We start from the raw sequence: 24300 nt of genomic DNA, 5'->3' as shown, positions 1-24300 counted from the left end.
CGACCGGATGCTGCGGCCTACTCCATCGCGAACTCGACGTCGGCCTGTGCCTCGGCGAGGGCTTCCGCCGGGTCGGCGCCGCCGAGGATGAGCGTGACGGCCGCGCTGACCGCGTCGCGACCCTCGTAGTAGTACGCACCCGTGTTGTTGCTCGGCACCTCGGCGCCGAAGGCGACGACGTCGGCGAAGATCGCCTGGCCGCCGAAGAACTCCGAGGGCTCGGCGTAGACGTCGCTGTCACCCGCGGGGATCCAGTTGGCGACGGCGCCCGACGACGGGAGGATCGTGTCGTAGAGCTCGGTCGAGCCGGCGAACGTCGACGCGAGGAAGTCGGTGGCGAGGTCGACGTCGGCGTTCGCGCTCACCGCCCACGAGGAGCCGCCGTTGGCGGAGTAGTTGGTCGCCCCGTCGACGCCCTCGAGCTTCGGCAGGTTGGTCACGGCCCACTTGCCCGACTGGTCCTCGGCGGTCTGGATCGAGCCGACGATCCACACGCCGTTGATGGTGCCCGCGACCGAGCCGTTCACGAAGGTACCGATGTACTCGTCCCACGAGTTGACCTCGAGGAACACGCCCGACTCGACGAGGCGCTGGTACACGTCGATCGCGGCGAGCAGGGCGTCGTTGTCGGTGATCGTCGGGTTGCCGTCGGCGTCGAAGAGGCTCGCGCCGGCACTCTGCAGGATCATCATGATCATGTCGGAGGACCCCGCCTGGCCCGAGAGCAGCGGCTGGCCGGTCTTCGCGAGCACGTCCTCGCCCTTGGCGATGAACTCGTCCCACGTGATGTCGGTGAAGTCGTCGACGGTGTAGCCGGCCTGCTCGAGCACGTCGGTGCGGAGGGCGGAGATCGCGGTGCCCGAGTCGAACGGCACGCCGTAGCCGGCGCCGTCGACCGTCGAGTACGCGGTGACCGACTCGGGGAACTCACCGAAGTCGACCGCGTCGCCAGAGACCTCGCTGAAGAGTTCGGGGTAGTTCAGCAGGTTCTTCTGGAAGGCGTTGTTCTGCATGAGGAAGATGTCGGGCAACTCGTCGTACTGGCGCGACTGGGCGAGGGTCGTCAGCTTCGGCTGGAGGTCCTCCCAGGCGGTCTCGACGATCTCGAGCTTGAAGTCGGGGTGATCCTCCTGGTAGATCTTCTCGGCCTCTTCGAGCGCGTAGATGTTGAACGTCGGGTCCCAGGCCCAGACGGTGAGGGTCTCGTCGCCGTCGCCGTCGCCGCCGCCGGAGCCGCTCGAGCAGGCGCCGAGTCCGAGCGCGACCGCGACGGCCGTCGCGATCGCCGCGCTCTTGGTGAGTCGATTCATGTGGGGAGGTCCTTTCGTGAATGCTGTGCTGTGTTGGTGGCGGTACGTTCGCGCCGCCGATGATGCGCGCGCGGTCGGGGGGCGACCCGCGGCATCCGGTCGAGGCCGTCCGTCGGTGATACCGGGCCGCCGCGGTGCGGCTCGGCGATCGCCCGACGGGCGGACTCAGGTGGGACTTCGGTGGTGGGGGTGTTGCAGTCGCTCGCGCCCCGGTCGTGCCGGGGCCGAGGCCTCGCCTGCGACGACGGTGCGTCGCGTCGCCGCGCCGGACGCGACGGCGGCCCGTCGCGGTGCGGCGTGGTCCAGCGGCGTCATCGAGTGTTTCCCTCCGTCATTGCAGGTACTTGGTACAGCGCTGTACCAGCGGTGCACCAGAGCAATATAACTCCGCACCGGACGTCATGCAAGCGCGGAGTCGCGACCGTCGGCCTCAGCGGGTCGTGCCGCGCGTGAGCAGGCGGGAGCGGGCCACCAGGTCGGTCGGCCTCCCCTGCTCGCCGTCGATCCGGGCGACGAGCCGCTCGAGCGCGGTGCGGGCGATCCATTCGATGCGGGAGTCCATCGTCGTGAGCGAGGGCGTGAGAAATGCCGACTCCTCGATGTTGTCGAAGCCGATCACCTGGACGTCGTCGGGCACCCGCAGGCCGTGCTCGAGGAGCGCCGAGATCGCCCCGACCGCCAGTCCGTCGTTGAGGCAGACCAGGCCGTCGAACGGGACGCCCGAGGCGATGATCTCGCGGGTCGCGCGGAAGCCCTTGCCGATGCCCCAGTCGTAGCCGGTCACGCCGACGAGGCGCGGGTCGATCGACCGTCCCACCGCGAGGGATGCCTCGAGCACACCACGCATGCGCTGCTCGGCGTTGCCCTGCGTCTCGGTCGCGATCGTCGCCGCGTCGAACGGCACGCGCGCGCCGACGATGCCGATCGAGGTGCTGCCGCGGTCGTAGAGGTACGCCGCCGCGGCGCGGGCGTCGGCGACGTCGTCGGTCGACACACGGTCGACGACCCCGAAGACGCTGCGCGAGCCGAGGCAGACCAGCGGGTAGTCCACCTCGAAGTCCTCGGGCCCGAGCTGCTCCTGCTCGGCCATCGAGAACAGCAGCCCGTCGCTCTGGTGCACGTTGAATCGCCGCAGGTAGTCGCGCGAGCCGTGGGTGGCGTCGTCGGGCACGGTCGTCACGTAGACCACGAGATCGAGCTCGCGCGCCGCGACCATGACCCCCTCGGCGAGCTCGGCGAGGTAGGCCGCCTTGAGCGTCGGCAGCGCGAGGGTCACCGCGCCCGTGCGGCCGAGGGTCAGGTTGCGGGCCGCGACGTTGACCTTGTACTCCATCTCGGCGACCACGGCGAGCACGCGCTCGCGCGTGGCGTCGGCCATGCGACCCGTGCCGTTGACGGCGTTCGACGCCGTCTTCAACGAGACGCCGGCGCGCTCGGCGACGGCCTCGAGCGTCACCGACCTGCGACGCGTCGCCATGGCATCCTCATCAAGGTCACCGTCCGACTGTACCGGCGCGCCGGAGGCGATCCGCCGAAGTCGTTGCGGGATTCTCACCGAGAGGTCCACACGCATCCGACACATCGGATCTTTAATGGCCGGAACCGGCTCGCTCCATTGACGCCCGGCCGCGAAATCCGGCATACTCGCCTGAGAAGTTGCACGTTTCGAGGCCAATGGGGTTCGCGAAACCACGATGAATCATCAGATCTCTCGCGCAGTTCCATCGGCCGTCATCAGCTGATCGCGCGAGCCCTGTCGTGCGCGCCCCTCGCGAGGCGAGCGGGTCCGTCGGAGCTCGCCGATCGATACCGTGAAGAGGTCGGCATGTTCCTTCGAAGTAGAGTCCTCCCGGCGCTGGCGGCGCTCATCGCACTGCCGCTGCTGGGTTCCGCCATCACCGCTCCGAGTGCGTTCGGCTCGCCGATGAACGAGTCCTCGGCGCCTGCGCAGGCCGCGGAGTCCAACGGCGACGCGCTGCGCATGTGGTACACCGCACCCGTCTCCGACTGGGAGAACCAGGCGCTCGTGCAGGGCAACGGCACCACCGGCCTCATGGCGTTCGGCAACCCGGGGCGCGAGCGGCTGCACTTCAACGAGAAGACGCTGTGGCGAGGCGGCCCCGCCGCCGGCCGAACCTACCTCGGCGGCAACAAGGCCACGGCCCTCACGCCCGAGCAGCTCGAGACCTACCGACAGGCACTCGACAACAAGGCGACGAACGTCTTCGGCCTCCCCGCCACCGGCACGACGGGCGCCAACCGCCAACTCACGAACCTCATGTTCGGCAACACCGGCGGCATGGGCATGTACCAGGACTTCGGCGATCTCTACCTCGACTTCGGCGCCGCTGGAATCACCGACGACTCCGCGTCGAACTACGTCAGGGACCTCGACCTCACCACTGCGGTCTCGAGCGTGAACTTCGACCACGACGGCGTGCACTACGAGCGCGAGTACTTCGTGAGCTACCCCGACCAGGTCGCGGTGGTTCGCCTGACCGCGTCTGAACCGGGGAAGCTCAGCTTCACGACATCGACCGCGGCGGCGAGCGGGCTGAGCACGACGACCACGGCCGACGCGGACGAGAAGCGGGTCACCCTCGCGGGGCAGGTCGCTGACAACCAGATGCACGCCGAGATGCAGCTCAAGCTCGCGAACCGGGGCGGAACGGTCTCGAGCAGCGATGGCCGCACGCTGACGGTCACCGCCGCCGACGAGGTGACGCTCGTCTACTCGACCGGGACGGACTACGAGAACGAGTACCCGACGTACCGGGGCGAGGATCCTCACGCCGAGCTCACCCAGCGTGTGGACTCCGCCGTGGCCGACGGGTACGACGTGGTACTCGAACGTCACCTCGCCGACTACCAGGAGCTGTTCTCCCGGGTGAACTTCGACGTGGGCGCGACGGTGCCCGACATCCCGACCGATCAGCTGATGCGCGACTACCGCGCCGGCGAGCACGATCTCGCGGTCGACCAGTTGGCGTACCAGTTCGGCCGATACCTCAGCATCGCCGGCTCACGGATCGGGGACCTTCCCACGAACCTCTGCGGCCTCTGGATGATCGGCAGTGCGAACGCTTTCTGGGGCGCCGACTACCACTTCAACGTCAATGTGCAGATGAACTACTGGCCAGCGATGATCACCAACCTCGCCGAGACGCAAGTGCCCTTCAACGAGTACGTCGAGTCGCTCGTGATCCCGGGCCGTCTGACGGCCGAACGATCAGCAGCGGTGAAGACCGAGGACTTCGTGAACACGCCAATCGGAGACGGCAACGGCTTCCTCATCAACACGCAGGTGAACCCGTTCGGGCACACCGCCCCCATCGGCTCCCAGGAGTACGGCTGGAACATCGGCGGATCGTCGTGGGCCATGCAGAACCTCTACGACTACTACCTCTTCACGGGCGACGAGGCCTACCTGCGCGACACCGCGTATCCCATGCTCAAGGAGATGGCCGAGTTCTGGAACGAGTACCTCTGGTACAGCCCGTACCAGCAGCGGCTGACCGTCGCCCCGGGAGTCTCGGCCGAACACGGCCCGACCGCCGTGGGGACCGCCTACGATCAGTCGCTGGTGTGGGAGCTCTATCGAATGGCGATCGAGGCCTCCGAGAAGCTCGGCGTCGACGCCGAGCTGCGCACCGTGTGGCACGACAAGCAGTCGCAGCTCGATCCCATCGCGATCGGGCAGCAGGGCCAGGTGAAGGAGTGGTACGAGGAGACCTCGCTCGGCAAGGCGCAAGCCGGCGACCTGCCGGAGGAGAACATCTGGAACTTCGGAGCGGGAGGTTCCGCCAACCAGGGTTCGGTCCACCGCCATACGTCTCAGCTCGTCGGCCTGTTCCCGGGCACGCTGATCAGCAAAGACACTCCCGAGTGGATGGATGCCGCCATCACGTCACTCGAGCAACGAAGCCTGAACGGCACCGGCTGGTCCAAGGCGATGAAGATCAACATGTACGCCCGGACCGGCCTCGCTGAGGACACGTACTCGATGGTGCGCGCAATGCTCGCCGGCAACCGCAACGGGCTGATGGACAACCTGCTGGACTCCCACCCGCCGTTCCAGATCGATGGCAACTTCGGCCTCACCGCGGGGATGACCGAGATGCTCGTACAGAGCCAGCTCGGCTACACGCAGTTCCTCCCGGCCCTGCCGAACGCGTGGAAGGACGGCAGTGTCGACGGTCTCGTGGCTCGCGGCAACTTCGTGATCGGCATGGACTGGAGCGACGGCGAAGCGACGCAGTTCGAGGTGACCGCACGCAACGGCGGCACCTTCGTGGGTGACTACCCGGGCGTCGCCGAGACGACCGTTAAGGACTCCGAGGGCAGGCTCGTCGCGGTGGCGGCCGACGGCTCCGATGAGATCTCGTTCGAGACGACCGTGGGCGAGACCTACACGATCGCCTTCGAGCCCGACGGCCCGGGCTTCGACAATGCCGGGTGGCACGTCGACCGCGCCGAGAGCCTCGGCGAGATCACCGCCGCGGCCGCCGAGCAGGTTCGGGGGCACCTCGCCCAGGCACAGCACCTCGAGTCGACGTCCGCGTCGAGCCGCGCGATCATCGCGCAGCTCGAGAACGCCGCCCGTAAGGGCAAGGCGAGTGCAGGACTGGTCGACGCGTTGAAGGCGCTCGCGGATTCCTACCGCTGAGTCCGCACGGTGCGCCCGGTGATCTCCGTCACCGGGCGCACCTTGCGACGCGCGTCAGCTGCCCGCCGCTCGCAGCCAGAGGTGCGGGCTCCGGGAGGCGGCACCGGGCTCGAGCCCCGACACGTCGGTGGTCGGCGTGCGGACGAGTTGGCCCGAGACCTCCTCGCTCGCCGGGACGCCGGCCGCCTGCGCCGCCGTGAGCGCGCTCGCGCGCAGCTTGCGCCAGTCGGGCTCGCTGACCGGGACTCCGCTCATGTCGGCACCGCGCACGAGCACCAGCCGGGTGCCGGCCGGGCCGGATTCGAGCCGCGCGACCGTCGAGGCGACCGCCTCGATCTTCGAGGCCTTCTGGTGCCACTCGAGGCGGGACGGGTGCTCCCAGAAACGAGGCAGCTTCGCGCCGTCGAGCGCGGCGGCCGCGGTGTCGAGGTCGACGTCGAACCGCACGACGGTCGCGAGCGACGCCAGCTTGGCATCGACGCCCGAGCCGCTCGAGTCCTGCCACGTCTTGCCCGTCCGGGCGGCGTCGGCGGCCGACGCCGACGTGCGGCGCACCCACCCGCGCACGGCGACCAGGATGATGCCGAGCACGATGATCGCGCCGACGATGACGAAGCCCTGATACTCCTGCCAGAAGGTCATGGACGCATCCTAAGCGCACCGAACGGCGCTCGACGACCGGCTCCGACGCACGACGCCGCACCGCCGGCGGCACCGCCGGCTCGGCCTCGACCGCAACGGCCCGAGAAACACGAAAAGCCCGGAACTCCACTGGAATTCCGGGCTTCTGGTAGCGAGGGCGGGACTCGAACCCGCGACACCACGATTATGAGCCGTGTGCTCGTATCGATCCCGCGCATCCGTAGGCGAGCATCGGCAGATGGGCAGGATCGCGGGCATTCCTGATCACTTGACTCATTCTGTGACGCCGACAATGACGCTGGATTGTGGTCAGAATGTGGTCAGGAATGCCCGCACTAATCAGCCGACTGAAGCCGATTGCCGCGCTACCGGTCACTGGCTTTCAATTCAGCTGCGCCCCTTTGAGGCAAACTGCTTTCATGAACGTGAAGCCAGCATCGATCAGTCCCGACGAATTCGCGCGTCGGCTTGAGATCCTGGCCGACACCCGGCACTCGATTGAGTTGGATGGCGGCAGCGTCCCGGCAGATGCTGAAGCGGTCCACCAGCAATGGGCAAATGGCGAGATTACTCTTGTCGAGATGCGCGAAGCGATCGGTCGCCTTTACCCGTCGACCTTCACGCCGAGGTGACACCGTCGCCAGTTGCACTTGGGACCGCATATCCCGAGATCCGGCCTCACGCTCTCAGGCGCACCGGGTAACTGATCTCGAGCACCCCGGCTGCGCGTCAACACTCCGCTGAGCGCGTACTGAGCATGCTGAGGACGATTTGGAGATACTTCATGTGTGACAGATTGGCAACGACTATCCGTGAGGCGAGGGATGATCGCACCGGCGTCACTTCGCGAAGATGTTTCTCCGCAGCTCACTCGGTCTTTGGCGTACTGGCTTGAAGGTGTCTTTGGGTACCGTCATCGCGATGGAATCCGCGCTGATTATGTGATGTCGATCGCGTTGATGTGCGAGTTGGACGTGCCCCGGGGCGCCCGACAGGACATGATGTCCCGTCTGGTCAACGCGGCATCTAGGGACGACGCCGTGATGTTCGATGTGCTTGATGCGGTCCTCCACAAGGGCCCCGGCTTGATGTCCCCGGGGTCACTTCGGGAGACGCTGGCTGAAGGGCACTCCGCTTGGACGGTGCGTCAGGACGATCGGGGCCTCGAGCGCAGAGTGGACGCAACTGCGGGGAAGGCGTTGGATCGGATCCTCAGCGTCGAGGAGCTTGCAAGTGCAGAACTCGCTGAAGCGTGGTCAAAGACCTATGGCCTCCATCCCGATGCCTCCGACGCTTGGGACCATGCAATCAAGGCCGTAGAGGAAATCCTCATCCCTTTGATCGTGCCCGGCAAGGCCAAAGCGAACCTCGGCGCTGTCGCCGGCACTCTACGGGCCACGCCCCACAAATTCGTCGTCGCCTTGGAATCCCCAGAAGGACCTGAGCAGTCGGTTCAGACCCTCGAAGGCATGATCCGTCTCATGTGGCCCAACCCAGACCGACACGGCGCCGGTGTACGTCGAACCCCAACGCTCACCGAAGCCGCAGCTGTCGTCGGACTCGCGGTCACCATCGTCCAATGGGCACGGGACGGGCTGATTAGCGCCGCATAGTAGCTGGCGCGTAGCCTCTCTTGACGAGCTCGCTGCTATTGGGCCCGCAGAGCTCTGGGATCGACCTCAGCACCTGACTCGGCGGCTGGTGCGGACCGACGTGTTCTGAGCATGATGAGCGCGAGACTCGTGACTCGGCGGCGATCGCCGCAGAGGCGATCCAGATCAAGATGGGAATCAGATCCTATTCAGGGCCGCGGTTGGGAAGCGGAAGCCGAGATTGCTGCCGCTGACGGAGAGTTGGTTCAACACGATGTTGAGAAGGCCAAGTGCTCCTACGTCCAAGCGGTCGAAATGATGGTGAACAGAAGTGTTCTCGCACTCGCAGACCCGTGAGGATAGAGGCGGGAAGGATCCCTGCGATGGCCAGCATGACCCAGACGACTCGGGTCGATGACCTGCGCTGGAACGCACGGTCGAATCGTGGATCCATATCGGTCACGTTCATGACACTACCGAGCACGGATTATGCACAACCCGCGGCCGGCGATTCACTTCTCGAACTCGCCTTCGGCGGCGTTCAAGCAGAGTTGAAACTGTCGCTCCTCGGAGGACAACGATTCCCATCCGTCGAACTGCGCTTGAACGTCCTCGGCCGGCATCCCAAGCCTGGCGAGGGTCTGAGGTAGTGCGAGCAGCCCGCTCGGGGTGGTGTCGGCCGATGTTCCGCGTGCGGCTTCAACAGCTGCCACGACCGACGGGTCATCGCACTTTGCCTCGTCATCCGACGTGAATGCGATCGTGAGGTCGGACAAATCGACAGTTGGCCGCGAGGTTTGTGAAGACGTTGAAGTTGCGGCCGACGCTGGAGCTGTCGTCGCAGTAGCACACCCTGTCAAGCAGGCCCCAACCAGGAAGGAAAGACTGACTGTGGCCAAGCGCCGTGAACGTCGCATATCCGTCATCGTAGGTCTGGCCCGATCGGACAGTCGATCACGTGAGGGATGAGAGCTCGTCTGCGGCGAGATTCGTTGACGGCTCCCCGTTCCGGTGTCGCGGTAGCTCACGTGGCTGGTCGACCGAATCGCCCATATGTGTAGCTAGTCGACGACGACGACGTAGGCGTCGTGGGTTTCCGCCCAGTCGGTAGCTGCCGCGACCATCGCGTCTTGGTCGCTGGTGCCAGCTAGCTCCGTCCCGCCGGATGCGTCGACCGATGAGATCGTGCTCCAGGCTCCGGAGCCCCAGTAGACGATGACGACGGTGCGACCAATCTGGTCCGCATACGTGCTCGCCACCTCGCGGATACTTCTTATACCCGCCATGGGCGCAAACTCGTCATCGGTCTGTGCCTTCGCAGCGCCGGGCGCCGCGTCGGCGACGATCTGGTCGATGACCTGCTGCGGGAGAGGTTGTCCGGGAGTCACGACGACGGCGGTGCCATCGTGCAGGGTGATGTCCCGGGGTGCATTCCGCTCGAGTACCTGCTTCTCGAACTCGGAGAGTTCGCCGTTGCCGTCCGTGTCCCCTTCGATTGGAACGGGGGCGTCAGCGTTCGAGGTCGTGTCAGTGTTGAGTAGGGACGAGGTGTCCACAGCGGTACAGCCAGTGAGCAAGGGCAAGATCAGCAGCGCGGTAAGGGCGACGCGGCCAGTCGGGTTCTTCATCATGGGGCGAATTTATCGCGCGAGGTCAACTCTGCAAACCCCCGGCTCTCCCGTGATCAAGCCACGGCGAGGAGCCCGTCGAAGGTCCCCATGCGGCTTCTGTGGTTGCTTCACCAAGCTCCCACCGGGACTGTTCCGATGGTCAGCCAGAGAAACAGCATGATGCCCATGAACAACGCGAGACCCACTCCGACGATCACCGATGTCCGGAGAACCGGCGCGCCGGTAGCGGCAGCGATCGATGCCGCAAAGCCCGTCATGAGTAGCCAGAACAGGACGAGCAGGAATGAGCTGAGCCCGACACCGAAAAGCTCTTGGTCTGCGTTTGCTGTGGCCTGGTCGCCGTGTTCGGGCGTTGCAGCAACATAACCCCAGTACGCGTCGAGACTCACGGCGAGCAGCCCCGTGGGGATGCATGCCGCCACCATCGCGAAGAGCGCCAGAACGATGAACGACGTGATCCCAGTAGCGGGGCGCGATTGCCACGTGCGATGGGGCGAACTGCGGAGGCTGCCGCTGAACCGTGTGTCCCGTGCGGTTCGGGTCGTGATCATGTGGCGAATCTATCGCCTTCGGCCCGCTCGCAGGCCAAAGCTGAAGACAGCGGCACTCACGACGGCACCAGGCATCCTGACAAGTCCAAGCTGCAAAAACCCGGATCGATACATTCGGGAGATGGTGCGAGGATACCCGGTGGCGCGAAGCTCGGTTGGGTTAGTCGTCGGGCTTGTTTCCGTAGGGCTGCTGTCAGGGTGCAGCATGTTCGAGCTGCGGCTGCTGTCGTATGCGGAGGTAAGGACGACCGAGCACCTTCGCATCTCGGCGGAAGAGATCAGGCACTTCGATGGCTATTGCGGAATTGGGGTGCGCATCGAGAACGTCAGCACGACGCCCGTCCAGTTCACCCCGAACGATCTGTCGGTTTTCATTGGCGCCCATCCAATCGAGTGGGATCTTCCATTCAGTAGCGACTCAGAGACGACAAAGTACCGGGGTTATGTGATCGGCGAGTTCCCGGAGGTGCTCGAGCCCGGCGAGACCGCGTCGGATGCTTTCGTCGTGTACTGCAAGGAAGGCGGTGCGTTCACGATCCAGGTCGCATCGCTCGACGGTGACAGTGCAACGTTCGACTTCCCTACCTAGCCACTATTGGGCCGCGCTGCAGAGCCCTGGGACCGACCTCAGTGCCTGACTAAGCGGCCGGTGCGGGCCGACGTGCCCTGAGCATGTCGTCGGTAGACTTCGACAGCTCCCTCGCCAACGAACAGAGTTCGTACATCGGCAGTGTGTCTGAAAGCGCCTACTCGCCGACTCTCGCGGCAGCTGCCGCCGCGCGCAACTCGCGCCGCTGGCGGCTCTTAGCGAATTCGACATGGAAGAACCGGTAGGTGCCCTCGAACTCGGCCCAGAGTGTCTTGACCTCGATGCCGGCCGCCCGCAGCCGCGACCGCTTGTTCACTGCTGAAACCCAGCCGACGATCCCAAGGACGAGGAGGATCCCGCTCAGGACCATCATTACGACGGCGGCCCATACGCTGCCGTTGCTGTACTCGAGCGCCTGGTAAGTCGCCCACGTGCTGTAAACCGCCAAGATAACGCTGTAGACGAGCGAAAAGACGGTGAACTCGGCTCGCCACACTCGCACGACTGCCTTCGAGTACTCGGAGGCGAGGAATCGGGCGGCATCGTCCATACGTTCGACGAGCGCGGCCGTCGCTGGGTCGGGCGTCGTCGTGGGGCGTCGGTCGGCCTCGGCCGCCTGCATCATGCGGAGCTCGCGTGCGAGGTCGAAGCTGATCTGCGCCTGCTCGCCCCTGCGCTTCACTCGTGCGCTAGAGCTCGAGCCCCAGGCCAGCAGCAAAGTGACCGCGACGCTCACCGCCGCGACGATGACCTGCCACCAGCCTGCATCCATGCCTTCCCCCATCCTCGGTTCCTTCCAGGATGACGTCGACCACTGACGACGTGAGGCCCCGCCACGTTTCCCGCCCGAATGCCTTGGCCCCCGACACCAGGATTGGAACAGGAACCCGTGAACCCTGCTACAGATGCAACGGGTGCGACATCGGCCTGGTTGCGTGTTGGCGGTGTTGTGTCGTAGCGGCTCCCGGCGCTACATTTCGGCGCGTTTTTGCGCGGGCAATGGGAAGGATCGATTCGGCACCGAAAGAAAGGAAGCCACTTGGTCATCGCATCATTTGTCGCTCCATACGATCCCGTCATGGATGAGCTACTGAAACGTCGGGGCCTGCGGTCTCGACGTGACGAAGGGTGGACAGAGCACTCGCACGATGTTTGGACTTGGCCTCCATCGGACCTCGGCCGAGGTAGCCGACCAACTCAGATTCACTGCGAAGGCCGTAGCTTCCGGGTCTATCACGCCACAGACGTTCTCATGAGTCGCTCTCAGCTCGAGTACGTGGATAGAGCGGCGCTGCTGGCGGATCTCATCAACATCGAAGTCCGAGGACGCCTCTACGCAGCTCGGAAGCGCGTCTGATAATCCTCAACACGCGCGCAGCTGTCTGCGAGGATTGCCGCGTGCGCTATCTGACGATCGAGATCATCGTGCGGTTGTGGCAACGCATCGACGGGTGCGTCGACAATTCGATGGCGGTCGATGTGGTCGAGGGAGTTATGGAGGCGGTGATCGCTGGCTCCTGCGTCCGAGACGCAGGATGGAGGGCGTCAGCCTCGTATGAGGGTGATTGTGACGGGTTCGGTTGGCCGCCTCGGGAGCATCCGTTGGCGATCACGCTGCGCCTCGCGCACTGGGAATGGGTGCTGTCCCAGGTGGACCGGTGGGATCCGTACGTGGCTGATGGCGCCGTAGACGACGCCGACGTTCGCGACATCATCAGCACCGCGCTCACTTCCGCATGACTCCTTCCGCAGGGGCAAGGCAGCGGCCCAGGTGAGTCGCCTCCTTTCGAAGCCCGCTCAAGCGGGGGGTCGGTAGTTAGAGTTGACTGAACCTTGCCGGTCCAACGAGAACCTGAATTTGGGGGCATAGATGCAGCCGAGATCAGTTCGTGGGTTGGTCGTAGCGCTCGCTGGCCTGCTACTTCTCTTGATCACCTACGTCTCGACGGCGATACTGGTCTACTCTCCGTCAACGTGCCTCCACACTGAGATACCTGCGGACGTGCTGGCCGTCGTCAACGAGACAAGCCCACAACAGACCCCGATCGCCTTTCCAGTTGGTGTGAACTGCAGCTGGAGTCTTCCAAGCGGCGGCGAGTTGGCCTTCAACGCGTACTTCCCTGCGCCGACAGTTTTTGTCTGCGTTTCTGTTGCGGTGGTGCTAGTCGGGGTGTTCTTGGACGTGCGCCTGAACCGTCAGGTGCACGTCCAAGAATCGGCCCACCGCTAAATCAGCACTGGTAGGGCTGGGGTGCAGTGCTGCCATAGTTCAGCGAAAGCCAGCACTTCGAGGGTGCGATCCAATTTCGCGATTCCGACAGAGTCGCGCGGTTCCGATCGCCCGGCCCGGGCCAGACGCCCGTGACCACACCCATGCAGTCGGTAAGCGACATTGATGGCAAGTCTTCGCACCGAGTCGTGGTTACCGCTTGGACGTTGCCGCCAATGCGACCCGTCTCGTCCTCACCCCGTGGCGCAACGATCACGGCGTTGAGCTGATAGACGGTCTGACCTGACCAAATTGGAATCGCCCGGGGATTTGCGAGCCCGATCGCCATCGAGTTCCTATTGCACGGGTCAAGCGAATCGTTGTAATCGGCGTAGGCCCCGAGGTCCGCGGCGCCAGGCGCGAGATTCCCATTGGGGCCGGCGACGCTGACCCACCAGGTCCACTGGTAGTTCTTCGCAAACGGATCTTCACGGTATGCGCCCGAACACCACGGCCGGGTGGCACCGGTCTGCTGGTTGGTGTAAATGTTCACTTCAAACTCGAGCCCCCAGTGAGCGGGCACGCGGTTTGGAGAGGTGGCAAGGCTGACCCAGGCGTAGTACTGCTGGAAGAGCACGCTTCCCTGATTCGGTCGGAAGATTTGGATGTCTGCCTGATCCGGATCCCAGCGTGTGGAAGCGAGCGTGGCCTCAGCCTTCCTCGGTGCAGGTGCCTTCCCCGCATCGTGCCACGAACGGTTCCGTGACTCGATGTTGGCAATGCTGTCGATCGCCACGGGTGCCGCACGGAACTCCGGCGCATCGGTCGGGATCGGTCGATGGGCCCGTGCGGTCGACTGTGCAATATCGCCGATGTTTGGTCGCTGGATGACGACCGCAGCAATCTGCGGATCGGTCCCGAACTGCTCCCGAAACAATGCGAGAAACTCAGCCGGAGTCTGACTCGCTGGGGAGTATTCGCCAACCACCTCGGGGTTTTCGAACCTGTACGACAGGACGTCCGACCCATCGACCCGGGTTGTCTTGATCGCTTGGTCGAGCGCGACCGGATGGGCGAAGGGCACAGTCACGTACAGCTCAGGCGAAGGAGCACCGCCCTCGCTCTCGGCCGCGGCGGCAGGTTGAACACCAGTTTGAAGGACTCCCGCGAGGAGGAGTAGGGCAGCACAGAGAATTGCCCCTGAGGTCTTGCGGGTCATACTGGGCCCATCAGTATCTAGATATCGCGATCTCATTCGATCTCCTCTGATCTGGGCACGATTTCACGCGCCACACATGGATATGTCCGGTCGCGCTCTTCGGGTTCCTACTCAGCTCGTTCCCAAAACCTGACCTCACCCTCCGAACGTTCCGAGTCCAACAACGAATCACTTCGAGAAAGAGGGCAGCCGGTTGCCTAAGAGTGGCCTATGGCAGCACTCTCCTATACGGACATCGTTCCGGCGACTCTCCTGCGCTGCAGGGCGGGAACGGGGAAAGCGCGGGTTAAAGAACGTCTGCGTAGAAAGCCCAGAAGAGGCCTTTGTTCCGCCCGACTTCCTGAGGTCGACTACTGTGCGGCAGGTTACGACCCGCGTCGGCGCAGGCCACCCGGCTGCGGTGTCTCGTATGGTTAGGTCGTGTCCGCTTCGTCCCCGCTTGTCCGCCTGTTCCTTGGTTCGTCGTCGGAGGGGCGCGACGTGGCCCGTCATCTGCAGGCGGAGCTGGGCGACGTATGTGAGGTGGTGCGCTGGGACCAGAGCGTGTTCGAGCCGGGCGGGTACACGCTCGACTCCCTCATCTCCACGGCGAAAAGCGTGGACTTTGCTGTGCTGGTCGCGACGCCCGATGACACGACGGTTAGCCGCGGTGAGACGAAGCCTTCCGCCCGCGACAACATCGTTCTGGAGTTCGGATTGTTCGCCGGCGCGCTCGGCCGTGAGCGCACGTACCTCCTAGCGACTGGCGACTTGAAGCTGCCCACCGACGTCCTTGGCCTGACCCGACTGCCTTACCACGCCCAGGCAAGCCAGCGCGCTGCCGTCACCGCGGCCGCTCTCCAAGTCGAGGAGCGAGTGCGCAGCCTCGGACCCCTCCTACAGGAAAGAGGGCTGGGGGACGTCCGTGCCCCGCTGACGGCGCTCGATCGGGAACTCGACCTCTTATGCGCCAACGCAGTGGCACAGGGATGGACGGTGAAGACAAACAGCCCGACCACCCTGCGGCTACTCTCACCGAGCCGCAAGCCCTTCACCTTCGCGAAGGGTCGACCCGAGGCGTCGCGCGTAGAGCTCCGGCGCTTTGCCTCCCGACTCAGGGCAGCGGGTCTTCGCGTGAACAGCAGCCTCCGGAGACCGGTGGGAGAGTCGCCGTTTTAATCGAGGCATGTCCCCCTGCGGTGGCTGTTCCATGTCGGTCCTGGCCTGCAGGGGGACGGCGCTCCAACTCGGGCTCGACCGAGAGCACCCGCCTAGCGTGACGGGTAACGCCGCGCCTCGACCGCTTTCCCGTAGGTCGTGAAACCAAGGCATCGCGCCCTGCAACCCGCTCCTGGCGGTGAGACCCGCCCTACGGTACGACGATGCAGTAATTCTAAGTGCCGAGTGCTGCCGCCCGGTCCACACTCTTTACGGGAAATCGCATCGGACGTTACTTCTAGGAAGCCCAGGATCTAGCGGTCGATTGCGACACCCGCCGCCCGATCATCCCACGCTACCTCCCTCGAAGCGGACTGTGTCCAGACCCGAACGAGGACTAGTTGGCAACCTGGGTGTACGGCCTGCGCACTTCTCGCGGGGCGAGGCGCGGTCGGCAGTTTGCCGGTACATCTACGCTGCCTCTGAAGCCGTCAAAGGCGTTTCACAAGTCGACCAGCACTTGGTTTAGTCGGCGAGGTGCTCGCGAGAAAACGGCTCTCCCTCAGGCCATCCTGCTGGTAGTCCGTAGAAGCTGCTCGCTGGTTGACTTGGCTCGATGCGTTCAATGCGATTATCAGCCAGCACGGCAGATCGCCATACGGGTAGGGAACTGACCTGCTGCGTCGCGCGCGGATGTGCCCAAAGTTCAGGCACTTCGTCCGCGACGCGCCAAGGAGCGACGGCGTGGGCAAGGAGCACTCCACTCACATGAGTATGTCTCCATTCATCGGGTGAACCCCAGTAGCCGTCCCGACCTCGAACCGAGCGCGCGTCATCCGGACTGTTGATGTCGAATTGGACCTTCCACGTTCCATATAGAGCGCTGATGGTGTCAACCTCGTCGTGGAACGGAGTGCCAACCATCACCGCAATGACTAGCGGAGCATCCAGCACTCCGTAAGCCTTTCCTTTGGACCGAATCGTCCGGCGCAGCTCCGATGCGTCGTCAAGCCACTGTGCTTCCCCGGGGCCAAATACTCCCAGCACGCGATGGTCGGTAGCACCGCGGGCCTCGATGCGAACGGGAATTGGGCGAAACCAAACTCGCCAACCTTGCTCTTCCCAGACGAATCGCTGTCCTCTTGGATCGCGACCGAGTACGAGTTCGATGTTGTCGGGATCTAAGGAGGATAGCCATCGTTCGAGATCAGCCCTGAGGCGGCGTGTTCGTGGCGCGGCTTCGCCGATCGATTCGACATCTATGGAGAGGAAGAAGTTGGGACTGTGGATACGATCCACGGCCTCATAGAGGGCTTGCCGGCGAGCGGTGGCGCCCGAACCCGTCGCTGTGCCGAATACGCAGGTGGCTTCAACGTAGAAGCGCTCCTTGCCGCGCGTGACCCGGAAGTCGGGCGGCCTGGGGCCAGAGACTGACGGGTGTGACTCCACTTCGAAACCCGCTCGTAGGAAGGTCTCGTGAAGATAGAGCTCCCAGAACGCTGCGGAGAACTGACGGTCGTGCGGTGAACGAAGCCTCGCGACTACGTCTCTCCGTGCAACGCTCGGAACGCGGGCCGCCCAATCCTCGACGAGTTCACGGACTTGGTCCCAGTAATCCCCGGCGACCCGATTGAGGAACACCGCAGAACTCTCAGTATGCGACGCTGGCGCCGAATTGGTCCTCCTAAGGTCACCAAAGACCCGGTCGCATGCGCTCATGCATCTATCCTCGTGGACTGGTGCGACACGTCGGTGTCCGAGCAGCCGTCCAGTCAGCAGGGCGTCGGCAACAACGCCTGTCCCTGAACTACTCTGTCGTGATGCGTGCACCGGCCCCGGCCCTTCTCCACCGTCGTGGCCTTCGCAGGAGCCTGCCGGTCTCGGGGACTGGATCTGGAGCGCAGCGGCAAGCGCCTGGGAATGGGTCGGCGATCAGCAAGCGACCGTTGTGGCGCTTGCGGCGATCTTGACCGCGATCATTGCGATTCTTGCGCCGCTTTCCACCGCATCGGACAGTCGAGAGCGGTCAAGGCCCGTCGTGCTGGCCGTCTTTCGACCGAGTCCGCACAAGGAGTCAGCGTTCGACCTCGTAGTGCACGTCGCAGCCTTTCGGCCGGTTACTCAGACGCGCTCGCCAGAATACGGCCGACTGTCGACTTACTCACCCCGATCTCCGCAGCAATCTGCCTTTGGCTGAGCCCCGCCCTCGCCTTCGCGACAATGGCGCGCTGACGTGACGACGATTCAGTTTCCCTGACGGCAGTCGACGAATAATCCGGTTCGATCGTCTCGGTCTCCGAATGTGTCTGTGGGCGCACCCCTCGAGGGGGTACCGGCTCGACGATGAGATCAGCAAGCGTGTGCGTCGCCGCCAAGACGGCGAGAGGCGCCAGGCCCGCTATCGCGGCGCCGGCCATTCCAGTGGCGTCATGGGCCGAAGCATCCCACGCATGGAAGGCATTGCCCGCGACCGATGCTGCGGTAAACGCAGCGAGCAGGGACCAATAGAGCACGGCGCGTTCACCTCGTCGGCGCTTGATGAGCACGGCCAACGTATAGACAAGGATTGCCCCGTCGATGACGACCGGGATAGTCCAAGATTGGCCCGCCGGAATGCCGGCCCACGGAGCGGTCGCCGTCAGCCCGTTGTACGACAGGAGGAACGAGACGGCGCCGAGTACCGCAGTCAGACTTGCAGCGACGATGAGCACAGGGCGGGTGTCTGGATTGATCCGACGGGGCGGCTGAGCCACTTCTCTCCTTAGTTCTGGCCGTGCTGTTCCTTGGTTGGCCGCGGCCGATCCCACGGTCCACGGTGGTTCACGGAGCACCTCAGCTTCGAGGTCGCTGCTGCTCGGACGCACCGGTGGGCGGCGTGGCCCGTGGCTTTGGGCCGGCGGTGCCGTCGGACGGGGCGGCTGCTGCTTGTTCGGTACCAGCCTTGAGCCCGTCGGCAGCCTTCCGTCCCGCTGCTACCGCCGTACCGACTGCAGCGGCGACCGGCAACGCGACTGCGCCTGCGCCTGCGGCGACGGAGCCGCCAAGGGCCGCTCCGCTTGCGGCCGAGCCTCTCGTCGTCCCGCCGCTCGCTGTCGATACGGATCCGCCCGGTCCAAGCGTCCCACCGGGACGGGCCCCTTGGAACGCCCGGACCGCACCCGTGGGAACCTCTGCCCCAGCACGGGCCATGGAAGCACCTAAGCCAGCGCCACCGCCTTGCATCGCCATGACTGGGGCAACGAATCGCATGAGGGCGGGGAGCGCGAGAAGTGCCATGAGCATCATGGCGACGCCTGCAACGCCTGACCAAATTCCGGTCTCATCGCTCGCAAAGAGATCCGTGCCGACGAGTTGGAACGCGGTCGCGTAGATGAGCGCAGCGGCGGGCTTGTAGAGGATGAACGCGAGTAGCCATCCGACGCACTTGCGGAACCAATTCGAGCCGACCGCGGTGTTCGTGAAGCTGGCCGACAGAGGCAGGATTCCGGTCAACAGCACGAGCATCCCGCTCCTCAACACCATGAGCCCGATCTGCACGATCGAGCCACAGAGCGCGATCGTCCCGAGCACGATGACAAGGAGCACGCCGGACCCGCCCGTTGCGACATTCGCAACTCCGAGCATGAGGAACAAGTTCTCCTCGAATGATCCGCCGATGCTCGACGCCTTGAGGATCTCGCTTGCGAGCGCATCGGATGCTGCTACGAGGACAGCCACGGCCGTGAGCCCTCCCCCGGTGACGACCGTCAAGGTGAGCAACGACGAGAGTGCCTGACGCGCTCCATCGGCTCGTTGTTCCCAAGCCGTGCGGATGGCGGCAATCAAGAGGCTCAGTATCGCGAGCCCGATGACCAGCGGTCGCAGCGATTCATGGATGAAGCCGATTGCGGGCGATGCTTCGCCGCTCTTGGAGCCCACAAGATGGCCGACGATTGCGCCTGCGGCGCTCACGATCACGACCGCGAGGAGGATGCTGCCGAGGCGTCGAATTCGCTCGTTGCCGCGACGAATTCCAAGGGTTGCGCCGAAGCCGATGAGGGAGAGCACGCAGACGACGAGGGCCAGCCAGCTTGCCCAACCCAGCAGCGTGACGATGCCATCCGCCGAACCTCCGACGCCCAGCCTTCCCTCGTTCGTGACGATCTCGGGCGTCGGAACTGTGACCCACATCGTCCCGAGCGCGCGGACCAGCTGGCCCAATCCCTCAGCGAGTGCTTCCGCGATCGCCACGAGTGCCTGACCCGTCGCTCCCCCGACCCAGTCGCTGACGGCCTCGCCGAGCTCGCAGCCCCAGTTGCCAAACTCGCAGTTCACTGATTCACGCCCCATGGCGTCATCCCCGCAACGTTGGGTATGTCGGCGAGATCAACGTAACGTCCCGTGCTTGGGTCAACAACCAACTTCCAATCGCCGTCTGCCCACCGCAGCGGAACTGACCCAACCACGAGTCGACCGTCGGCCGAGCGCACGGCGATCCTTACCTCGGCGTCGTTCGTCGAGTACCGGGCGACCTGGTAGGCGACTATCTGCAGTGCGGCGTTCGATCCGTTTGTCGAGGCATCCGCCTGCGCCATCGCCGCATCCCGCCCGGGTCCTGCGAAGGTGGCGTCCGACGCTAGCCGGCGGCTCAAGTCTGGGCGGCCGCTTCCGATGGCAACGTAGGTGGCCGCGGCGACCACTGCGCCGGCCTCGGACCTTGCGAAGCACCGCCGAAACCCGTCTGGCTCTACCAGAGCCGGCCCTGCACCGGCGAGCGACGGCGCGTAGACAGTACCGATCGCCTCCCACTCGGCCTCACGCAGGTTCGAGATCTCCATGCCCGGCGACCCTTGAGAACAGGCAACGACGACCGAGCCGGCGTTACCAACCGCATCGCTATGCGACGAGTCCTTCTGCGCAACCCCGATCGAGACCACTACGCCCAAAACCACTAGACCACCTACGAAGATCGAGGATGCGACCCATGATGGCGAGGCAAACGGGTTCGGCCGCGATTCATCCTTCTTACTCATTTCTCTTCCTCTCGTTCGTGGTGACCGAGCAGATCGGACCACTGCCGATCGACGCGGTCGACGGCGATGCCACGTCTGCGACGGCGGATGCCGAGTTCCGACTGCGGATTGAAGCGGTCTAGAAACTCGTCGATCCGAAGCAGCAACTCGCGCGTTACCATCAGGGCTTCGGATGCATCAGCCGGGAACAGCCGGTTCTCGTGCGAGTACCTCGCGATCTGATTCACGTTGTTGGCGGTGCTCGAGGCCAGCTGCCGCAGAGAGTGCAGCGCCGTGAGGAGTGCACGCCGATCGGTCTCCGTCAGCGGCGAGCTGCCTTCGTCGTTGGCCGTTGGAGCGAGCGCTGACTCCACGAGGAGCCTCGCGACAGTGATCTGGCGTTCAGCCGCGGATGCCTCGAGCTGAGTCTCATCGGACGGAGTGACCTTGACGACGTAGCGCTTCGACCGCGCTTCTCCGGCATGCATCTGTCGACGGACTCCGCCGTCGGTCTGGGCGCTCATCGCCGTTCCAGCCCAGCGCAGCGACCACCCGCAACGGTGGCGTCCGAGGCATCCGCATCGGTGGTGGCGGCGTTAGGGCACCTAACGCTATAGCTTGCTCGGTTTCCTGCTTGTGGACTCTGCCCGCGTTGGTCTCGGTTCATGTCGACTCCCGTTCGACTGGTTCCAGGCTGTTCTGTGTAGCGGCGGCGTCCGCTACGCCGTCACAAGCGCTACAGGCAGCGGCTGATGAGTAGCAGATGTCGCGGCCGTATCGCCCTGCGATGCGGGCTCGAGGTAGCGATCCCAGGCGTCCTTCAGATCGGCGTGGCGATAGCCACGGACCACCTCTGTTCCGATCCGAACGCTGACCGGTCGGACACCGTACGGGGTGAGTCGGCGAGACAGGATCCGTGGATCGAGACCAGTGCCATTGAGTGTTCTCCACGGCGCTTCATCAAGCGCTCCCAGCCGCTCGATGATGATGGCGGTGGGAAGCGCTTTGGGCTCACCGAGCTGACGGAACACGATCCGCACGTCGTTCAAGAGCTGTGCCGAGAACGATGAATCGACGGCGGAATCGTACTGAGCCGACGTCAGGAACTTCGAGGCCTGCCAAGCTTGCCGCGGCCATTGGCCGCCCGCGTAGGCGGCGATCGCGCAGAGCGGCTCCCAAACATCCGCCGCCCGGTCGACCACGGGTAGGTCCGGCCGAAGCGCGGCCAAGTCATCGATCGAGCCTTCCAGCCAGGCCGCGAGCTCGGAACGGATCTGTTGAAGCCGGCCTCCATCGTTTCGGCTCCGAAACGGCATCGCGTGCTCCCCAGGCCCGCGACGCTTGATCCGCACAACGATCGCTCGATCCTCGATCGTGTCGGGCAGGTCGCCGATGCCGGCCAGCGCGGCCATCGCGAATGTGCGGTACTCACGCGGCTTGAGGCTTGGCCCTTCCACGCGCCCGTAGAGCGTTCCTCGTTGGAAGCCCGAGTTGAGAAGCCCGCGGAGGTCTTCGTTCCGCTCTGCCTGCCTTGGTGACCCGAACAGAGTGTCGGCCTCGTCGAGCAGCAACGTCGGCGGCTGATCGCCCGCGAGTTCGACTCGCCTGAACAGGTAGGAGATGGAGGCGTTCACCAAGCGGATCGGATCATGGCTCATCCCATCGACGACTTCGAGAACCCTAGTCTTGCCGCTGCGCTTCTCTACCGACTTCACGACCAGTCGTGGAGCGAAGTCGAAGGCGGCCGATGCGTGAGTCATCGCAATCCAAAGCGTGATCGCGTCGACCGCCTCGGTCGACGGGAGAATGCAGTAGTCGGCGAGTGCCGCCTTGGCCTTGTCGAGGATGTCGGCACCAATGGACATCAGCGCACACCCACGATTCGAAGCCCGCTCGCTGGGAACAGCCGGTCGATCTGCTCCTGAGCTCGCCGGGCCCGCTCAAGCTCACCGCGACGAATGCAGCGCTCGGCGTAGCTCTCGCAGTTCCGGATGGTCTCGCGCGGATTGAACGCCAGCATGTAGTAACGGTCGGCGTCCGCCTCTGAATCGAGGATCCGATCGATGAGCTCACCATGCGCCATGGCGATTCCGGAGCCATACCCGTCCAGCCACGTCTGCCAGCCGTGCTTGCTGGTCGAGATGTAGTCCCAGAGCTCGCCCTCGGTCAGCGGCGGGATGCCACCACCGAAGTACCCGATATTGGCCGTCATCAGAACTGCCCCGTCTGGGACTGAACGCTTGCTTCGATCCACTCTTCGACCTGCTCCCGGAGGTAACGGACCGTCTTCGGTGTCAATTTGATGAAACTGGGCCCCATGCCCTTGTAGCGCAGCTGCGCAAGTGCGCCCATTGAGAGTCCAGTCCATTCGCTGACCTCCTGCGGGGTAAGGAGAAGGGCGTGAGTGTCCATGTGATCGCCTCCAAGTTGTGTGATCAGTGCGTCGCTCCACGTTCTCGATCTCGGAGGTCAGTTCGACACCGTAGAATCACCTGAGGGGTCAATTTGACACAAGAGGCGTGGGTCGCTGCGTTCGGTCGGCGCGTCAAAGACGCCCGAGCTGCGCGCGGATTCCGGTCATCTCTCGACCTCGCGAAAGCCATCGGAAACGGCGCCGTTTCCCACAACGTCCTCCGGAACATCGAGAGTGGCCGCAAGGCTGAACTTTCGATCGTGCAGGTTCTCGAGATCGCGATGGCACTGGAGGTGACACCTCTCGCGCTGATCGTCGACTTCTCGCGTCCGTTCGAACCGATCGACATCCAGGGTCTCGGACCCGTATTCAGCCGAATGACCGCGCTCGAGTTCGATCGGTGGTTCGCGGCGTCCGGTGTCGAGGCCGACCGAGAGCCCAACGCGCGCCCACTTGAGATGAGCCGGCTCATGGTCAGCCGGCAGCTGGCGGAGTCGTCGTGGTTGCAGTCGGTGCGCAGAGAGTCGATCCAGAAGGCTGTGGATGACAAGGGTAAGTACGACGCCCCCCAGCACTTCGATCATCTCCGCGCTGCGAACTATGAAGTCGACGACGCCTTCGATTCGCTCCTAGCCGCGGCAGCAGACCTCACGATGAATCTTCGAATCGCGACCTCAAATGAGCACACTACGGACGAGGTGACCTTTCCGACCTACCTCGGTGCTCGCATTCGTCGCCTGCGAAAGGAAGCCGGCTTTCGCTCGGCCGCAGAACTCACCGCCGAGATCGGCAATCCGCACGTCTCCGAAAGCGTCATTCGAAACCTCGAAAGTGGTCGCAAGACGGATGCCTCGCTTGCGCAGGTACTTGAGATCTCGATGGCGATGGGCCTCTCTCCAGTCGCCCTACTCTTCGACTTCTCGACGCCATTCTTGCCATCCCGCGCACCCGGGCTAGGCCCGCTCTTCGATAACAGGCCCGCCCAGGAGCTGGACCTCTGGCTGTCGGCCCCCAGCAACCCAGTGCGATTCGCCACGGACGACTACCGAAAGCCGCCGCTCGAGGTGCAGCAGATGCACTTTGCTCGCGGACTCGAGCCATGGATCAGGCTGCGCGACGAACCGCCGCCGCTGGGCGAGTCAGCCTCCGAAGAGTTGCGACGCCAGCACCGAGCTGCGCAGCTATTCGCAGACGAGACTCTTGGATGGATGCTCCGGGATGCCGCAAATCTCGGCATCGTGGTTCCGTCGTCACAATCGCGCCCAACGGGGCGCACTCCGCTTCGCGACCGGTTCAAACGGAAATCAGCGAGAAACAGGGCGTCCCCCACTTGAACTCGTGTCGGCGAAT

23 protein-coding genes are annotated in these 24300 nt (G+C 64.5%); 8 read left to right on the top strand and 15 right to left on the bottom strand.

The annotated features are described in order from the left end of the window. Window positions 1-17: 17 nt before the first annotated feature. Both ACFVTH_RS10020 and ACFVTH_RS10015 read right to left on the bottom strand, forming a co-directional pair. The gene (locus tag ACFVTH_RS10020) at window positions 18-1310 is read right to left on the bottom strand and encodes an ABC transporter substrate-binding protein (protein WP_387089947.1); all 1293 of its coding nucleotides are present in this window, start codon (window positions 1308-1310) and stop codon (window positions 18-20) included. Window positions 1311-1740: 430 nt separating this feature from the next. Then, on the bottom strand, window positions 1741-2787 hold the full coding sequence (locus tag ACFVTH_RS10015; protein WP_387089944.1) for a LacI family DNA-binding transcriptional regulator: 1047 nt from the start codon (window positions 2785-2787) through the stop codon (window positions 1741-1743). A gap of 348 nt (window positions 2788-3135) precedes the next feature. On the opposite strand from ACFVTH_RS10015, the gene ACFVTH_RS10010 reads away from it, so the two are divergent. Beyond that, on the top strand, window positions 3136-5976 hold the full coding sequence (locus ACFVTH_RS10010) for a glycoside hydrolase N-terminal domain-containing protein (RefSeq protein ID WP_387089941.1): 2841 nt from the start codon (window positions 3136-3138) through the stop codon (window positions 5974-5976). A gap of 54 nt (window positions 5977-6030) precedes the next feature. Here the strand turns inward: ACFVTH_RS10010 and ACFVTH_RS10005 are convergent, their stop codons facing one another. Beyond that, window positions 6031-6618, bottom strand: a complete 588-nt coding sequence (locus ACFVTH_RS10005; protein WP_387089938.1) for a hypothetical protein — start codon at window positions 6616-6618, stop codon at window positions 6031-6033. A 419-nt stretch (window positions 6619-7037) separates the two neighbouring features. On the opposite strand from ACFVTH_RS10005, the gene ACFVTH_RS10000 reads away from it, so the two are divergent. The 3 genes from ACFVTH_RS10000 (at window position 7038) to ACFVTH_RS09990 (ending at window position 8860) form a co-directional block, all read left to right on the top strand. Then, window positions 7038-7250, top strand: a complete 213-nt coding sequence (locus ACFVTH_RS10000; RefSeq protein WP_387089935.1) for an antitoxin VbhA family protein — start codon at window positions 7038-7040, stop codon at window positions 7248-7250. Window positions 7251-7442: 192 nt separating this feature from the next. After that, entirely contained in the window at window positions 7443-8231 is a 789-nt protein-coding gene (locus ACFVTH_RS09995; protein ID WP_387089932.1) for a hypothetical protein, read from the top strand. Between the two features lie 362 nt (window positions 8232-8593). After that, entirely contained in the window at window positions 8594-8860 is a 267-nt protein-coding gene (locus tag ACFVTH_RS09990) for a hypothetical protein (RefSeq protein WP_387089929.1), read from the top strand. 411 nt (window positions 8861-9271) lie between these two features. On the opposite strand, the gene ACFVTH_RS09985 is transcribed toward ACFVTH_RS09990, so the two are convergent. Both ACFVTH_RS09985 and ACFVTH_RS09980 read right to left on the bottom strand, forming a co-directional pair. Continuing rightward, the gene (locus ACFVTH_RS09985; RefSeq protein ID WP_387089927.1) at window positions 9272-9841 is read right to left on the bottom strand and encodes a hypothetical protein; all 570 of its coding nucleotides are present in this window, start codon (window positions 9839-9841) and stop codon (window positions 9272-9274) included. 107 nt (window positions 9842-9948) lie between these two features. Continuing rightward, a complete protein-coding gene (locus ACFVTH_RS09980) occupies window positions 9949-10392 on the bottom strand; it encodes a hypothetical protein (RefSeq protein WP_387089924.1) in 444 nt (147 codons plus the stop codon). Window positions 10393-10597: 205 nt separating this feature from the next. On the opposite strand from ACFVTH_RS09980, the gene ACFVTH_RS09975 reads away from it, so the two are divergent. Then, window positions 10598-10981, top strand: coding sequence for a hypothetical protein (locus tag ACFVTH_RS09975; RefSeq protein WP_387089921.1), 384 nt, complete (start codon window positions 10598-10600; stop codon window positions 10979-10981). A 157-nt stretch (window positions 10982-11138) separates the two neighbouring features. Here the strand turns inward: ACFVTH_RS09975 and ACFVTH_RS09970 are convergent, their stop codons facing one another. Further along, on the bottom strand, window positions 11139-11753 hold the full coding sequence (locus ACFVTH_RS09970; protein ID WP_387089918.1) for a hypothetical protein: 615 nt from the start codon (window positions 11751-11753) through the stop codon (window positions 11139-11141). Window positions 11754-12379: 626 nt separating this feature from the next. Between ACFVTH_RS09970 and ACFVTH_RS09965 the strand changes: the two genes are divergently transcribed. After that, complete coding sequence (locus ACFVTH_RS09965; RefSeq protein ID WP_387089915.1) at window positions 12380-12721, top strand: hypothetical protein; 342 nt, start codon at window positions 12380-12382, stop codon at window positions 12719-12721. A 491-nt stretch (window positions 12722-13212) separates the two neighbouring features. Here ACFVTH_RS09965 and ACFVTH_RS09960 read toward each other — a convergent pair whose 3' ends face one another. After that, window positions 13213-14409 carry a hypothetical protein gene (locus ACFVTH_RS09960; protein ID WP_387089912.1) on the bottom strand — a complete coding sequence of 399 codons (1197 nt, stop codon included), beginning with the start codon at window positions 14407-14409 and terminating at the stop codon, window positions 13213-13215. A 420-nt stretch (window positions 14410-14829) separates the two neighbouring features. On the opposite strand from ACFVTH_RS09960, the gene ACFVTH_RS09955 reads away from it, so the two are divergent. Then, entirely contained in the window at window positions 14830-15567 is a 738-nt protein-coding gene (locus tag ACFVTH_RS09955; protein ID WP_387089909.1) for a nucleotide-binding protein, read from the top strand. Window positions 15568-16071: 504 nt separating this feature from the next. Here ACFVTH_RS09955 and ACFVTH_RS09950 read toward each other — a convergent pair. The 8 genes from ACFVTH_RS09950 to ACFVTH_RS09915 form a co-directional block, all read right to left on the bottom strand. Beyond that, window positions 16072-17187, bottom strand: coding sequence for a hypothetical protein (locus ACFVTH_RS09950; RefSeq protein WP_387089906.1), 1116 nt, complete (start codon window positions 17185-17187; stop codon window positions 16072-16074). Window positions 17188-17663: 476 nt separating this feature from the next. Beyond that, on the bottom strand, window positions 17664-18257 hold the full coding sequence (locus ACFVTH_RS09945) for a DUF2637 domain-containing protein (protein ID WP_387089904.1): 594 nt from the start codon (window positions 18255-18257) through the stop codon (window positions 17664-17666). A gap of 121 nt (window positions 18258-18378) precedes the next feature. Next, window positions 18379-19875: a hypothetical protein gene (locus ACFVTH_RS09940; protein ID WP_387089901.1), complete on the bottom strand. Its 1497-nt coding sequence runs from the start codon at window positions 19873-19875 to the stop codon at window positions 18379-18381. After that, window positions 19857-20558 carry a hypothetical protein gene (locus tag ACFVTH_RS09935; protein WP_387089898.1) on the bottom strand — a complete coding sequence of 234 codons (702 nt, stop codon included), beginning with the start codon at window positions 20556-20558 and terminating at the stop codon, window positions 19857-19859. Before ACFVTH_RS09935 ends, ACFVTH_RS09940 begins: the two co-directional genes overlap by 19 nt. Further along, complete coding sequence (locus tag ACFVTH_RS09930; RefSeq protein WP_387089896.1) at window positions 20555-21061, bottom strand: hypothetical protein; 507 nt, start codon at window positions 21059-21061, stop codon at window positions 20555-20557. The genes ACFVTH_RS09935 and ACFVTH_RS09930 overlap by 4 nt, the downstream gene beginning before the upstream one ends. Before the next feature lie 195 nt (window positions 21062-21256). Then, window positions 21257-22402, bottom strand: coding sequence for a DUF3631 domain-containing protein (locus ACFVTH_RS09925; RefSeq protein ID WP_387089893.1), 1146 nt, complete (start codon window positions 22400-22402; stop codon window positions 21257-21259). Then, window positions 22402-22749 (bottom strand): hypothetical protein, encoded by a 348-nt coding sequence (locus ACFVTH_RS09920; protein ID WP_387089890.1) that lies wholly within the window; start codon window positions 22747-22749, stop codon window positions 22402-22404. Before ACFVTH_RS09920 ends, ACFVTH_RS09925 begins: the two co-directional genes overlap by 1 nt. Beyond that, a complete protein-coding gene (locus tag ACFVTH_RS09915; protein ID WP_387089887.1) occupies window positions 22749-22949 on the bottom strand; it encodes a helix-turn-helix transcriptional regulator in 201 nt (66 codons plus the stop codon). Before ACFVTH_RS09915 ends, ACFVTH_RS09920 begins: the two co-directional genes overlap by 1 nt. A gap of 93 nt (window positions 22950-23042) precedes the next feature. Between ACFVTH_RS09915 and ACFVTH_RS09910 the strand changes: the two genes are divergently transcribed. After that, on the top strand, window positions 23043-24284 hold the full coding sequence (locus ACFVTH_RS09910) for a hypothetical protein (RefSeq protein ID WP_387089884.1): 1242 nt from the start codon (window positions 23043-23045) through the stop codon (window positions 24282-24284). Window positions 24285-24300 lie beyond the last annotated feature (16 nt).

The organism is Agromyces sp. NPDC058104 (assembly GCF_042884835.1).
Lineage (GTDB): Bacteria > Actinomycetota > Actinomycetes > Actinomycetales > Microbacteriaceae > Agromyces.
The sequence above is the reverse complement of the archived record's forward strand: the minus strand, read 5'-3'. Positions and strand labels throughout refer to the sequence as shown.